Below are 13,477 nucleotides of genomic sequence, written 5' to 3' on the forward strand. Positions count from 1 at the left end.
TTTATCATAAATCGACTAATAGATTCTTGTAGGACTCTATCTCTAAAATCGTGTTTCTGAGTTGAAGGGCAATAAGGGATAAATATATTTTCCTACAGAAGAATAGGGGTTTCCCTATAGAAAAAAGGGAAATATGTTTTGTATTTCTCTCGATTTGCACTACCTTTGTTTCCAGAAACTAAACGATATATGATTATGAAACAAACATTGACTTACACCCTGATGGCCATCTGCACCATGTTTGTGATGACCAGTTGCGATTCGGATACCGATTTGGCATACGACCTCGATGGCGTATGGAGTGGAACACTCTCAAGCGAGTTTTATGACTATCGCTATGGTCAGCACATGACTGATACCTACGAAACAGAGATAACCTTTGTACAGGAAGGAGACTTCTCACGTGGTGGTACGGGGTATGAAATTGACTACAACCTCAACACAGGACGCAGTAGTCAGACTTATTTCGATTGGACGGTAAGAGGTGGCAAAATATATATTGACTACGATGATAATACAACCGTGGTAGTTCGCGACTATGATATCTACACTGTGGGTAGAACCCCACACTTCCGTGGATATTTCGACGATTACTATGATGGTTCAACACTCGCCGCTTTCAATCTGGTAAAGGTGACAAGAACAAGAGCTGCCGGAGACAGACAGTTTATCATGGTACCGAAAGATGAATTTAAATAATATCGTTATATAAGAGAAAAAGGAAAGAGGACCCAAACAGGCCCTCTTTTTTTCTCAGTCTTTATCCGACCTCAGTCTAATCCAAGAGGAATTTATATCCCCAATCCACCATTGAATGATACATCGACCGCCCTCGACTGTTGAATGCGTGAATGGGGTGGAACATCGTGTGTAACCCAGATGTTACCGCCTATCACACTATCGTGGCCAATAGTGATGCGTCCAAGTATCGAAGCATTGGAATATACTGTCACATGGTCTTCTATAATCGGGTGGCGTGGAACGTTAAGCACATTACCCTGCTCGTCGTATTTGAAACTCTTTGCACCAAGCGTAACACCCTGGTAGAGCGTGACATGATGGCCGATAATACAGGTTTCGCCAATCACAACACCAGTGCCATGGTCAATAGCAAAATACTCTCCTATGGTAGCGCCGGGGTGTATGTCGATACCAGTCTTGGAGTGTGCTTGTTCGGTGATGATACGCGGTATGACGGGAATATTCTTCACGTGGAGGGCGTGGGCAATGCGATAGTGGGTCATGGCATTGACCACTGGATAACAGAAGATTACCTCACCGTAGGTTTCTGCGGCAGGATCGTTGTCGAACATGGCTTCCACATCGGTATAGAGCAGACGCTTCAGCTCTGGCAGTTCATCGATAAATTCTAAAGTCAGCGTCTCGGCTTTGCGTTGCACTTCCTCTTCGCCCATCTGCTTGCAGAACTGTAGTCCACGGGCAATCTGTTCCTTCAACTCTTTGTATAGGTCTTCCATCTTTACACCGATATAATAGGAACGGATTTCCTCCTGTGGTTGTCGTTGGTAGAAATAGTCGCTGAAAATGATGCTTTTCACTAACGTCACAATGTTGCGCACACTCTCTACAGAGGGCAGGGGAGCGTTACCTTTCGGCATCATACTGTCTTCTTTCTCCGAATGTCGTGAGAGGATGCTGACATTCTTTAGCAGTATCTCATTAATGTTATCATTTGTCATTATTGTGCTGTATTTTGTTTTCAAAAGTGAATATTTCTTGCCGTTTTTATTTCATTTTATCTGCAAAGGTAAGCATTTCTCATCAAATATGTGCATAATATCCTTTTATATTGCATTTTCTCTCAGCCTTAGTTGCTACAAAAATTGGTGTTTTTCTTATTTGAACGTTGCCTTTGACCTGCGGTCCAAGGTAGGCTGCACCTAACCTTTTGGTTTCCTTTCTCCTTGAAAGGCATAGTTCAAGCGAGCTTGACTCTGCACTTTCTTCGTTCGTCAGTTCGGAAATAAAAGAAAAACTTTGTTTCTCTTTGTATTTCTCTTGGTTTGCACTACCTTTGTATCGATGAAGCGAGAAATACTAATTATTATGGTATGGTGCTTGACACTACTGACAACTTCTGCACAACCGGCAGGGGTGAGACTCGATACGCTTCAAGTGAAACATATCGATGGGCAAGGAGTGACACATACAGGAACAATTGTTTGTAATCATACAATAACAGATGACCTGCGTGAGATATTTGCAGAACTATACCGACAACGATATCCCATAGAACGCATTCGCCCTATCTCAGACTATGGTAACGACGATGAACAATCCATGCGGGCCAATAATACTTCGTGTTATTGCTATCGTAAAGTGGCAGGAAGTAAAACACTCTCTAAACATGCGCGAGGATTAGCTATCGACATCAATCCTCTCTACAATCCATGCGTGCGACGCCGCAAAGATGGAACGCTCTATATACAACCTTCTACTGCCCGCAGATATGCAGACCGTCGGGCTTCCTTTCCCTATAAGATAACAGAACGCGACCTATGCTATCGTCTGTTTCGTCAACATGGTTTTGTCTGGGGAGGACATTGGCGTACAGTAAAAGACTATCAACACTTCGAGAAATAGTCATGTTTTGCTATCTTAGGAGTTGCTTATCTTTCTATCATTTGCATAAGGTGATGCCGTAATCAACATTTTTTATGGAAATCACTATGAATATGATGTTTCTTTGTCTTATTCTTAATTACTAAAATATAGTACCATTGTTATCTGGTAAAAATGAGACGGAGAGTGCCTTCTATTTGCCAGAAAGTAATAACTTATTTTATTAAACGATATGATACAACGTCACGAGATTTTACAGTAACCTTACGGACAATTTTGTTTTTTAAATTTGTTTTGCCCTCCATCTTATGTGTCCAAAGGTTATAGACTTTATATATGTTCGTATTGAAAGCTGTGCTCATTTTACTCACTTGCGAATCAATAAAATTGAAATCTTGCCAATTTAGTTCACACACAATGTTATTCTGTGTGGGATTAAGAATGGTGAAAGCCCAATCGCCACCTGCCAAAGGCTTAAACCAGAATTGTAGTCCATCACGGTCGCAATAGTGCAGACCTTGAATGCCAAGTGTGTCTTGATTGATTGCTATCATCTCCTTGTTCATAATAATATTGCGAGTAGCCTCACTCATGTTGCGTAGGTCGTTTCCAAGTATCAGTGGACTGGCCATCATACACCACATGGTAAAGTGGGCACGATCCTCGTTTTCTGTCATACCATTGCCCACCTCCAGCATGTCGGGGTCGTTCCAGTATCCCTTGCCTGCATACTGACGCAATGAGTCGTTGAATTGGATGCACTGCATCACACCAAACTGGGTGTAGCCTGGGAATACACGCAAAGAATCGAAATGACACCATATATCGGGTGTGGTACGCCATGAGTGGCCAATCTCACGAGCCCATTTCCAAGGTTGACTATTGCCCCATTCGCACATACTTAGGAAAATAGGACGACCAGCAGAACGGAGAGCGTCGCTAATGAGTTGATATGCTCCTTGGGGATTCACATTGGTGGTATTACACCAGTCGTATTTCAGATAGTCCACTCCCCAACGGGCATATTGGATAGCATCTTGAAATTCGTGTCCGAGTGATCCTGGTCTGCCTGCACAGGTTGCAGAGCCTGCATCACTATAGATGCCAAGTTTAAGCCCTTTGCTGTGAACATAGTCGGCCACGGCCTTTATGCCGTTTGGAAACTTTATCGGGTCGGCCTGAATAAACCCGTCGGCATCACGTTTCCCATGCCAACAATCATCGATATTGATATAGGTATAACCCGCATCGCGTAGCCCTGTTTCTACCATCACATCAGCGATGCCCTTGATGATGTCCTCAGAGATATTACCTTGAAACTTGTTCCATGTGCTCCATCCCATTTGAGGGGTGTCTGCCAAATGTTCCCACTTCTGTGCCTTGCAAGGCATTGTCATCATGGTAAGTATGCCAATGATGACGATAAATTTGTTTGATAATTTCATAATAATATAATATTTGTTTAAGTTTCTAAAAAAACTGTTTTTGTTTCACTTTACTTGTGGGTAAGAATGTTACGGCTACAGCTCCTCCCTTTGGGATGTTTTTGAGTGATGTCGTTTTCACAACTCTGGGGTGTTTGCCTGTGACGCGTTCAATATCATCGGCCAGCATATTTGCGGTAATATTTACGACTTTATACTCTTTAGTATCGGTATATATCACAGCTTCGCTTAAAGGGAAATAATCTTGTATTCTGGCCTCTGAAACGGCTGGCATGCTCTTTTTGACAGGTAGATATGTTGTCACGTTTAGGTGGTTGCTGATGTGTGGTATTGCTTGATTAACTGGTGGCATGTGGGAAGTCCCAGGTGTTTGGGCATCCGATGGCATGACAACGATGATAATCAATAGTAATAAGACAAACAGTTTTAGTTTCATACGTGATGAAGATTATATATATTGACTACAAAGTTAAGAAAAAAAAACAAGAACTACAAGCAAATACCATTATCTATGCTAAAAAAATATATATGTGCCCAAAGCCGCAGTTGTTGTATATAAAACGCTGAGGGGTAGAAGCAATATGCTGACAAAATTGTTGATTGCTAATTAACGATGAGATTATTTGAAATTATTGCTGGCTACTAGAACTTTTGCAAACAACATATATTGGGGCAGATACTTCTCACGAGGTATCAGTCCTTTGGTTTATCTTTGTTTTTGTTAGAAATAATAATATCATGAGCGAAGATAGTCATTTTACTGGACAACAATAAAAAACATCATTTCATTTGCTGAATTCAAAATAAAATCCTACTTTTGTTGCTTGTCAAAATGTGGGTAAAGTAGAAATCATAATGAATAAGATGAAAAATATGGCAGTTGTTGTGTGCTTAGCTATGTGTCTTGGTACACGAGGACAAAATGAGATAAACGTAAAAAGCCTGGCAGAAGGGGACTTGCTCTTCTGTGTGGCAGAAAACGGTAATAACATTACCGATGTGACAACAGGACTTGATGGAAAACAAATAGATCATGTGGCGATTTTCCATAAAGACAAGGGGGCGGCATTTGCACTTGAGGCGATACACCAAGGGGTGTGCCTCACTCCAATAGATAGTTTTATGGCAAGGCGACAGACTGTGGTGGTGGCGCAACTCAAAGATACTACTGGTGTGGCACGCTCGGTGGAACGGGCTATGCAGTTTATCGGTACACCATACGACTTCAATTTTATGCCGTCAGATAGTGCGATGTATTGTAGCGAACTGGTGCAAAAATGCTATAGGACACCGCATGGTGAACTGGTGTTTAATCCCATCCCCATGTCGTTTCATGACAAGACGGGAAAAGTGACTGCCTATTGGAAGGAGTATTATGGTCGCCAGGGTTTGGAAGTTCCGGAAGGAAAGCCTGGAAGTAATCCGGGCAACTTGTCGAGAAGTGAAAAGATTGTTGTTCGGGGGAAACTGCGACAATAGCCAGTTGATATCAAATTGCTCCATAATCGAAAAAGTTTTGGTTTTTGTAAAAATTTCGCCCACTACTACCATCTATATCGATGTATAAACGGAGTTGCTGATGTTTATCATCACTTTTTCAAACCTTGATAACATTTTTATCAAATGTTGGATAATACTTTTGTCAAACGTTGGATAATACTTTTGTCAAACGTTGATAATACCTTTGTCAAACGTTGATAATACCTTTTTCAAACGTTAGAAAAAACTCTTGCCAAACAATGGAAATACCTTGGCAAAACGTTGTCTTAAAGAATATCAATCTGTTATATTCCTAAATGACATTCTTTCTTTATTTTTATGGATAGTTTATGAGCATCGCGGATACGCCTACGAAACTGCAGCTCAAGTGGTGACAATGAGTGACAAAAGCTTTCTCAAATGTTTATGCTGATGAGGCTACTCGGTGAGATGGTTGGTTGATAGGGTTGTATTTGTGATGAGGAAATGAAAATCCCAAGCGTCATGGACTTCAATAAGCAGAAGCCATGCGCTTGGGATGGGGGATAAAGGACGAACGGCTATCGGATGAACAGCAGTTCGCGGTATTTGGGTAGCGTCCATAGTCCGTCCTCAACAATCATTTCGAGATGGTCTATCTCGTAACGGATGGCATCCATATGAGGTTCTACAGTATCGTGATAGGCGATGGCACGCTGTTGGATGGACTCGATATGATTGGCTACACGACGGGCATCGGTTAGTTCTTCTACCAGTTGTTCAATCTTCTCGGTGCGCTCTGCAATCTCTTCAATAAGTTTCATATTGCGTGAGGAGAGTCTGTCGGCCTTTTCTGCACTAAAGACGTCTTTCATGCCCTGCACGTTTTTAATGAGTTTGCTTTGGTAGTGGGTAGAGACAGGGATGATGTGGTTCATGGCGAGGTCGCCCAATACGCGTGCTTCAATCTGCACAGTCTTGACATACATCTCCCATTTTACTTCGTTGCGAGCTTCAAGTTCTTTGCGGTTCATGACCTTAGTCTGTTCGAACATGCGGACGCTCGACTCGTCGAGGTAGCGCTCGAATATGATGGGACATGACTTTTCGACGTCGAGACCACGTTGACGTGCCTCTTCTACCCATTCGTCGGAATAGCCGTTGCCATCGAAGCGCACGGGTTTGCAGGTGCGTATATCTTCGCGCAGCACATCGAGAATAGCAGAAATTTTGTTTTCGCCCTTGTTGATGAGTGCATCGACACGCTCTTTGAAAGATACGAGGGCTTCTGCCATCGCTGCATTGAGTGCTATCATGGCCGAGGCGCAGTTGGCTGCGGAACCGGGAGCACGGAATTCAAAGCGATTGCCGGTGAAAGCAAAAGGCGATGTGCGGTTGCGGTCGGTATTGTCGATGATGAGGTCTGGAATCTGTGGAATATCTATTTCCATGCCCTGTTTGCCCTTTAGGTTGAAGAGCTCGTTTTTCTCACTCTTTTCGATATGGTCGAGGAGTTCGTTGAGTTGCTTGCCCAAGAATGACGAGATAATGGCAGGTGGTGCTTCGTTGCCCCCCAAACGGTGGGCATTTGTGGCACTCATAATAGATGCTTTCAACAGTCCGTTATGATGAAAAACAGCCATCAAGGTCTCAACGATGAATGTGACGAAGCGCAGATTCTCCTCAGGAGTCTTAGCTGGTGCGTGGAGTAGTATACCATTATTGGCAGACAAGCTCCAGTTGTTGTGCTTGCCCGATCCGTTGATGCCGTCAAAGGGCTTCTCGTGGAGCAACACTCGGAATCCGTGTTTGCGGGCCACCCTTTTCATGAGCGACATGAGCAGCATGTTGTGATCGACAGCCAGATTGCACTCTTCAAAGATGGGGGCTAATTCAAACTGGTTGGGGGCAACCTCGTTATGGCGGGTCTTTACAGGGATGGCCAGTTCGAGAGCTTGTATCTCAAGGTCTTTCATAAAAGCCTGTACGCGGTCGGGGATGGTTCCGAAATAGTGGTCATCCATCTGTTGGTTTTTCGCACTCTCATGTCCCATTAGGGTGCGACCTGTCATTAGTAGGTCTGGGCGTGCAGAATAGAGTCCTTCGTCAACAAGGAAATACTCTTGTTCCCAACCCAGATTGACCTGCACTTTATTGACATCGTCATAGAAATACTGGCAGACATCTGTTGCAGCTTTGTCTACGGCATGGATAGATCGTAATAGCGGAGCCTTATAGTCGAGGGCTTCGCCAGTATAGGCAATGAAGATGGTGGGGATACAGAGTGTGTCGTCGATGATGAACACCGGACTTGTGGGGTCCCAGGCAGAATAGCCTCGTGCCTCGAATGTGTTTCTTATACCGCCATTGGGGAAAGAAGAGGCGTCTGGTTCCTGTTGTACCAACAGTTTTCCTGAGAATTTTTCTATCATTCCGCCTTTGCCATCGTGTTCTACGAAGGCATCGTGTTTCTCGGCAGTTCCTTCGGTGAGTGGCTGAAACCAGTGGGTATAGTGGGTTACCCCCATCTCTTTTGCCCATTGTTTCATGCCAGCCGCTACGGCATCGGCTATGGAACGGTCCAATCGGGCGCCGTTGTCCATCACGTCGATCATCTTGTTGTAGATGTCGGCAGGTAGGTATTTATACATCTTTTGTCGGCTGAATACGTATTTGCCGAAATACTCTGATGGTCTCTCGCTTGGTGCCTCCACATCGAGTGCATGCTTCTTGAAGGCTTCTTCTACCACTTGGAATCTTAGATTGTTTGCCATATTCTGTTTGGGTTGTTTGTTGTTTGCTTGTTGAAGAGAGTTGATTGTCAGTCGATGAACCGTTTGATGATATCATCGTAATGGTCTATGCGTCGGTCGCGAAGGAAGGGCCACCAACGGCGTACCTGTTCGGAGCGTTGCAGGTTGACATCGATAATGGCTGTGGTTTCGCTGTCGCGTGGTGCTTCGTAGAGCAGTTCACCTTGCGGGCCGGCAACAAACGAGGTGCCCCAGAACTGTATTCCGTTGGTTTGTTTGCTGGGGTCTGGTTCGTGGCCGGTACGATTGACGGTCACTACGGGTAGTCCGTTGGCTACTGCGTGGCCACGTTGTACGGTTTGCCAAGCCATGCGTTGACGTTCTTGCTCATCGGGTGTGTCGCTACTCTCGTAACCGATGGCGGTAGGATAGATCAGCATATCTGCTCCCTGTAGTGCCATCAGGCGTGCTGCTTCAGGATACCATTGGTCCCAGCAAACCAGTACGCCAAGTCGGCCTACAGAGGTCTGGATGGGGTGGAACCCCAAATCGCCTGGTGTGAAATAGAATTTCTCGTAGTATGCTGGGTCATCGGGGATATGCATTTTGCGGTATTTTCCTGCTATAGAACCATCTTTCTCTAATACTACTGCCGTGTTGTGATAGAGTCCGGGTGCACGTCGTTCAAACAAAGAGGTGACGATGACCACTTGGAGTTCGCGTGCCAATGCTCCGAAGAAATCGGTAGAAGGGCCTGGGATGGTTTCTGCCAAGTCGAATAGATCGACATTCTCGGTCTGACAGAAGTATAGCGAATTGTGGAGTTCCTGCAGAACGATGAGTTCTGCACCCTGTTTGGCGAGCGAACGTATGCTCTCTGCCAGTCGTTGGCGGTTGTCTTGTATGTCCGCCGTATTGTGCTGTTGAATGATTCCTGTTTTCATCTTAGTAATACTGCATGGTGCAACAATGTAACGATCCGTGTTGCCGGATGACAGCGCGACAGTCGATACCAATGATTTCTCTATCTGGGAAGGCCTTGCCGATGGTGCTTATGGCTTCTTGGTCAAGGTCCGGTTGGTTGTAGGTGGGTACGAGGACGGCGCCATTTATCACCAGGTAGTTGGCATAGGTGGCAGGTAGTCGCTCGCCATCATCATAGATGGGACGTGGCATGGGTAATCGGAGCAATCGGTAGGGATGTCCGTCGATGGTGGGTAGCTGCTGGAGTTCTTGCTCCATGAGCAACAGGTCGGGATGTTCGTCGTCGGCCCCTATATATAATAAGGTGTCGTTAGGAGCTATGCGTACCAGTGTATCAATATGTCCATCGGTATCGTCCCCTATGAGCGAACCATGGTTGATCCAGACGATGCGTTCTGCTCCGAGCCATTCTTTCAGTTGTTGTTCTATCTCTTGTTGTGTAAGAGGTTGGTTGCGATGTGGCGCCATCAGGCAACAGGTGGTAGTGAAGATAGTGCCTTTGCCATCGCTTTCAATACTACCGCCCTCAAGAACGAAATCGAGGTGTGACTCGTAAATGCCTTTCACCAGCTGTTGTTCGTAGAGTTGTCGGTTGATATCGTTGTCGAGTTCTGCGGCAAATTTCTCGCCCCATCCGTTGAATTTAAAGTCGAGCAGAATCAGTTGGCCGTTTTCTTCTACGGTAATGAAACCATGGTCGCGTGCCCATGTGTCGTTGTGTGGTATGTCATCGACTACGATAACGGTTTCTCTGCTTTCTATTTCTCGCTTCATTTCCTCATATACTGCGGTGATTTCTGGCAGTATAGGAGCCCAGTCTGTATCTTTGTGAGGCCATGTCAGTTGTACCGCACTTTGCGGTTCCCATTCGGCCAACATTCGTCTCTTACTTTTTATCATGAGTGCAAAGGTAGTGCAAATCGGGAGAAGTACAAAAGAAAATCACGAATATATTTGGCTTTTTATTCACTATATTGTATCTTTGCCATCAAAAAAACAACCGATGTTAGAATTACACCATGTAAAGATTGACGGACTCTTGGCTGATTGCTCGCTGACAGTGGGCGATGGTGAGATGGTTGGTGTATATGGTGAAGCAGGGACAGGAAAGACCACTTTGCTTCGGGCTGTGCTCGGGATGGTGTCTATCGACGGAGGGCATATCAGTATCGATGGTGAATTGCTAACTCCATTGTCGGCTCCTTTTTTTCGGCGCGCTACAGCTTATGTGCCGCAACAACTGTCGCTGGTAGAGGGCTATGATACAATAGCACAATGTGACGCAACGGTAAATTCGCTGAAAATCAATAGTCGAGAAACTTCAGTACAAGAATCTTCTCAAGGTGAAGAAGATGGTCGGACTTGGCCGCAACTTACTGCAGACGAGCAGTTTCTGTCGCTTGTGCATCGTGCCGTTGGCTTGCGAAAGTCGCTCGTCGTTGTGGATGAACCTTCGTCACAAATATCAGAAGCAACACGACAGGCAGCAGACAAAATGCTTTTGGAAGCTGCTCGCAACGGAGCATCGGTATTGGTTGTTAACCCCCAAATTGCTCAAAAGCAGATACAACTATGAATAGTATCATCTTTCAGTTGTTGGCCGGACTCATGCTGTTGGCCATTCCGTTGACCGTCTTTTATAAGAACGACCGCCGACTACTCTATCGTCTGCTCACTACAACAGGTTGTTGGGCTATTGCCATGTTGGTGCTGGTCGTGGTATTTAATTTTGTGTTTCAATCAGCCGTATGGTGGCTTGACGTTCTGTTGCTACTATTGTTGGAGGTTATAGTAACGATGGTTTGTTGCCGAAAAAAGTGGCTTGTTGTACCAATATTAATAGGAGTGGTTCCTGTTACGTTTATTGTGGGGCTTCTGGTGATGGTGATTATGGGTCAGAATCCCTTCGGTAATATTTGGTTTTGGGTGCCTGTAATGGCTCTGCTTCATGGCGAAGCCTTGAGAGCGAGTAGGAGTGGGTTACTCACTTATGCTTTTAATCGCAAGGTACATGCCAGTATGTTTGAGTATTTGCAGGGAAATGGTGCAACGCAAACAGAAGCCTTGCGCCCATTTCTGGTGCGAGCTATGAGTAAAGCACTTAATCCGTTGCTGACCAAGATGCGCGATACTGGACTCGTGGCAGTTCCTGCAATACTTTGTGTGTTGATGCTCAGTGGGATGCCTCCAATACAGGCAGGTATTTTCGCTGTAGTAGCCACTATTGGAATGGTGTGTTGCTCGGTGTTGTCGATACTGCTTTCTGTTATGGTCTATGAGTGGCTTCGACGCTGAGTGAGGCAGATGGAATATTGATATAGCATAAATAAACGGTATGGAAAACTAAAAAAAAAGCATGGGTTATTGTAATTCCATGAATTTTTTGTAATTTTGCAGACCTAAACAAAGTATAGTAATTTCAATACAAGCAATACAATGGGAGGTTTTTTCGGTACGATCTCGACTAAGGACTGTGTAAACGATGTGTTTTACGGTACAGACTACAATTCGCACTTAGGAACCAAACGCGCAGGATTGGTGACTTTTGATGAGGAAAGCGGTTTTCATCGCTCTATCCACTCGTTGGAACGCCAATATTTCCGTTCGCGTTTCGAAGATGAACTTGACGACTTTAAGGGGCATCAGGGACTGGGTGTTATTAGTGATACAGATCCACAACCCATCATCATCAACTCTCACTTGGGACGTTATGCAGTGGTCACAGTGGCCAAAATCAATAATCTTAGAGAAATAGCTGATGAACTGTTGGCCAACCGCATGCACCTTAGTGAAATGTCGGCGAATGTCATCAACCAGACAGAACTCGTGGCATTGCTTATCAATATGGGAGACTCGTTTGTGGATGGTATCAATAAGGTTTATCAGAAAATACAGGGCTCGTGCTCGATGTTGATTCTTACCGAAGATGGTATTATTGCCGCACGTGACTTCCTTGGACGTACCCCTATCGTTATAGGAAAACGTGATGATGCCTATGCAGTATCAAGCGAAACGACAAGTTTTCCCAATCTTGACTATCAAGTACTGCGCGATGTAGGTCCGGGAGAAATCGTAAAACTGCGTGCCGACGGTATCGAAGTGTTGCAAAAACCTATGAGCCGTTGTCAGATATGCTCGTTCCTGTGGGTGTATTACGGATTTCCTGCCAGCGACTATGAAGGAATCAATACTGAAGCAGTACGCGAGAAGAACGGACGCATTGTGGGTGAGAAGGATACTGAAGTGGAAGCCGACCTCGTTTGTGGTATTCCCGATTCGGGAGTAGGAATGGCACTTGGTTACTCACACGGAAAGAAAGTACCATACAAGCGTGCTGTATTGAAATATACTCCAACATGGCCACGTTCGTTTACTCCTGGCAACCAGAAACGTCGTGACTTGGTGGCACGCATGAAACTCATTCCCAACCCTGCCATTTTGAAGGATCAACGTGTTGTTTTCTGTGATGACTCTATCGTACGTGGTACCCAGTTACGCGACAATGTGCGTACCTTCTTCGATAATGGTGCAAAGGAAGTACATGTACGTATCTCTTGCCCACCATTGGTGTATGGTTGTCCGTTTATCGGTTTTACCTCACAGAAGAGCCCTCTTGAACTCATTACCCGTCGCATCATCAAGGATTTTGAGGGCGATGAAAATGCAAAACTGGCAGAGTATGCAAAAACAGATTCACCAGAATACAAGCGCATGGTGCAGGAAATAGCCAAGCAACTGGGACTGACGAGTCTGAAATTTGCTCATGTGGAAGATCTTGTCGAATCTATCGGATTGCCCAAAGATCGGGTCTGCACCCATTGTTTTGATGGTAGTAGCTATTGTCATGAGCATGACAATGATCCAGAATAATCGTTAAAAAATGATAATGTTCATCGGAAGGACTATGTCTTTCCGATGAAAAACAGTAACTTTGCATATTGATAAAATATCATAGAAGCGTGAAAATACAGCAAGTGCTTGACGCCCTTGAACAGTTCGCGCCTCTGCCCTTACAGGAAAGTTGGGATAATGCTGGCCTGCAAGTTGGATTGACAGAGGCGGAGGTTTCAGGGGCATTATTGTGTCTTGACGTCAACGAAAAAATTGTTGATGAGGCAATAGAAAAAGGCTCACCCGATAAACCTAGGGGGGAATATTCTTTGATTCTACAGAAAATTTATATCTTTGCACCATGAACAATCAAGGACTATTAGCATTGGCACAGTTAATTCTGCCATCAGAGATACTTTCAAA

The 13,477-nt window shown here is 44.8% G+C and carries 12 protein-coding genes and 1 pseudogene; 7 read left to right on the forward strand and 6 right to left on the reverse strand.

Going from position 1 to position 13,477, the window contains the following annotated elements; all coding sequences use genetic code 11:
• Positions 1–195: 195 nt before the first annotated feature.
• Positions 196–699 (forward strand): hypothetical protein, encoded by a 504-nt coding sequence (locus CIK89_RS11165; RefSeq protein ID WP_144007204.1) that lies wholly within the window; start codon positions 196–198, stop codon positions 697–699.
• Positions 700–791: 92 nt separating this feature from the next.
• Here CIK89_RS11165 and epsC read toward each other — a convergent pair whose 3' ends face one another.
• The gene (gene epsC / locus CIK89_RS11170; RefSeq protein ID WP_094391446.1) at positions 792–1,700 is read right to left on the reverse strand and encodes a serine O-acetyltransferase EpsC; all 909 of its coding nucleotides are present in this window, start codon (positions 1,698–1,700) and stop codon (positions 792–794) included.
• Positions 1,701–2,043: 343 nt separating this feature from the next.
• Between epsC and CIK89_RS11175 the strand changes: the two genes are divergently transcribed.
• Entirely contained in the window at positions 2,044–2,604 is a 561-nt protein-coding gene (locus tag CIK89_RS11175; RefSeq protein WP_254046255.1) for a M15 family metallopeptidase, read from the forward strand.
• A 194-nt stretch (positions 2,605–2,798) separates the two neighbouring features.
• On the opposite strand, the gene CIK89_RS11180 is transcribed toward CIK89_RS11175, so the two are convergent.
• On the reverse strand, positions 2,799–4,028 hold the full coding sequence (locus CIK89_RS11180) for a glycoside hydrolase family 27 protein (RefSeq protein WP_094391447.1): 1,230 nt from the start codon (positions 4,026–4,028) through the stop codon (positions 2,799–2,801).
• A gap of 25 nt (positions 4,029–4,053) precedes the next feature.
• Positions 4,054–4,464, reverse strand: coding sequence for a hypothetical protein (locus CIK89_RS11185; protein ID WP_094391448.1), 411 nt, complete (start codon positions 4,462–4,464; stop codon positions 4,054–4,056).
• Positions 4,465–4,883: 419 nt separating this feature from the next.
• Between CIK89_RS11185 and CIK89_RS11190 the strand changes: the two genes are divergently transcribed.
• Entirely contained in the window at positions 4,884–5,507 is a 624-nt protein-coding gene (locus tag CIK89_RS11190; protein ID WP_094391449.1) for a YiiX/YebB-like N1pC/P60 family cysteine hydrolase, read from the forward strand.
• A 560-nt stretch (positions 5,508–6,067) separates the two neighbouring features.
• Here the strand turns inward: CIK89_RS11190 and CIK89_RS11195 are convergent.
• From CIK89_RS11195 to CIK89_RS11205, 3 genes are read right to left on the reverse strand one after another with little or no spacing between them, the layout of a single operon-like run.
• Positions 6,068–8,260 (reverse strand): glutamine synthetase III, encoded by a 2,193-nt coding sequence (locus tag CIK89_RS11195; protein ID WP_094391450.1) that lies wholly within the window; start codon positions 8,258–8,260, stop codon positions 6,068–6,070.
• A gap of 47 nt (positions 8,261–8,307) precedes the next feature.
• Positions 8,308–9,183, reverse strand: a complete 876-nt coding sequence (locus CIK89_RS11200) for a carbon-nitrogen hydrolase (protein ID WP_173824990.1) — start codon at positions 9,181–9,183, stop codon at positions 8,308–8,310.
• Between the two features lies 1 nt (position 9,184).
• Positions 9,185–10,123: an agmatine deiminase family protein gene (locus CIK89_RS11205; RefSeq protein ID WP_094391451.1), complete on the reverse strand. Its 939-nt coding sequence runs from the start codon at positions 10,121–10,123 to the stop codon at positions 9,185–9,187.
• Between the two features lie 103 nt (positions 10,124–10,226).
• Between CIK89_RS11205 and CIK89_RS11210 the strand changes: the two genes are divergently transcribed.
• The 4 genes and pseudogenes from CIK89_RS11210 to CIK89_RS11225 all read left to right on the forward strand — a co-directional run.
• Entirely contained in the window at positions 10,227–10,799 is a 573-nt protein-coding gene (locus CIK89_RS11210; protein ID WP_158215019.1) for an ABC transporter ATP-binding protein, read from the forward strand.
• Positions 10,796–11,518: an ABC transporter permease gene (locus tag CIK89_RS11215; protein ID WP_094391453.1), complete on the forward strand. Its 723-nt coding sequence runs from the start codon at positions 10,796–10,798 to the stop codon at positions 11,516–11,518. Before CIK89_RS11210 ends, CIK89_RS11215 begins: the two co-directional genes overlap by 4 nt.
• Positions 11,519–11,659: 141 nt before the next feature.
• Positions 11,660–13,093, forward strand: coding sequence for an amidophosphoribosyltransferase (locus tag CIK89_RS11220; protein WP_094391454.1), 1,434 nt, complete (start codon positions 11,660–11,662; stop codon positions 13,091–13,093).
• Positions 13,094–13,182: 89 nt separating this feature from the next.
• Positions 13,183–13,353, forward strand: a pseudogene (locus CIK89_RS11225) (Nif3-like dinuclear metal center hexameric protein); the annotation flags it as partial.
• Positions 13,354–13,477 lie beyond the last annotated feature (124 nt).

The sequence above is a fragment of the Prevotella sp. P4-119 genome (assembly GCF_002251345.1).
Taxonomy (GTDB): domain Bacteria; phylum Bacteroidota; class Bacteroidia; order Bacteroidales; family Bacteroidaceae; genus Prevotella.

Bases quoted from the DNA above. Each gene is read 5' to 3' on its own strand.
- CIK89_RS11165 (WP_144007204.1), top strand. From the start codon at position 196: ATGAAACAAACATTGACTTACACCCTGATGGCCATCTGCACCATGTTT.
- epsC (WP_094391446.1), bottom strand. From the start codon at position 1,700: ATGACAAATGATAACATTAATGAGATACTGCTAAAGAATGTCAGCATC.
- CIK89_RS11175 (WP_254046255.1), top strand. From the start codon at position 2,044: ATGAAGCGAGAAATACTAATTATTATGGTATGGTGCTTGACACTACTG.
- CIK89_RS11180 (WP_094391447.1), bottom strand. From the start codon at position 4,028: ATGAAATTATCAAACAAATTTATCGTCATCATTGGCATACTTACCATG.
- CIK89_RS11185 (WP_094391448.1), bottom strand. From the start codon at position 4,464: ATGAAACTAAAACTGTTTGTCTTATTACTATTGATTATCATCGTTGTC.
- CIK89_RS11190 (WP_094391449.1), top strand. From the start codon at position 4,884: ATGAATAAGATGAAAAATATGGCAGTTGTTGTGTGCTTAGCTATGTGT.
- CIK89_RS11195 (WP_094391450.1), bottom strand. From the start codon at position 8,260: ATGGCAAACAATCTAAGATTCCAAGTGGTAGAAGAAGCCTTCAAGAAG.
- CIK89_RS11200 (WP_173824990.1), bottom strand. From the start codon at position 9,183: ATGAAAACAGGAATCATTCAACAGCACAATACGGCGGACATACAAGAC.
- CIK89_RS11205 (WP_094391451.1), bottom strand. From the start codon at position 10,123: ATGATAAAAAGTAAGAGACGAATGTTGGCCGAATGGGAACCGCAAAGT.
- CIK89_RS11210 (WP_158215019.1), top strand. From the start codon at position 10,227: ATGTTAGAATTACACCATGTAAAGATTGACGGACTCTTGGCTGATTGC.
- CIK89_RS11215 (WP_094391453.1), top strand. From the start codon at position 10,796: ATGAATAGTATCATCTTTCAGTTGTTGGCCGGACTCATGCTGTTGGCC.
- CIK89_RS11220 (WP_094391454.1), top strand. From the start codon at position 11,660: ATGGGAGGTTTTTTCGGTACGATCTCGACTAAGGACTGTGTAAACGAT.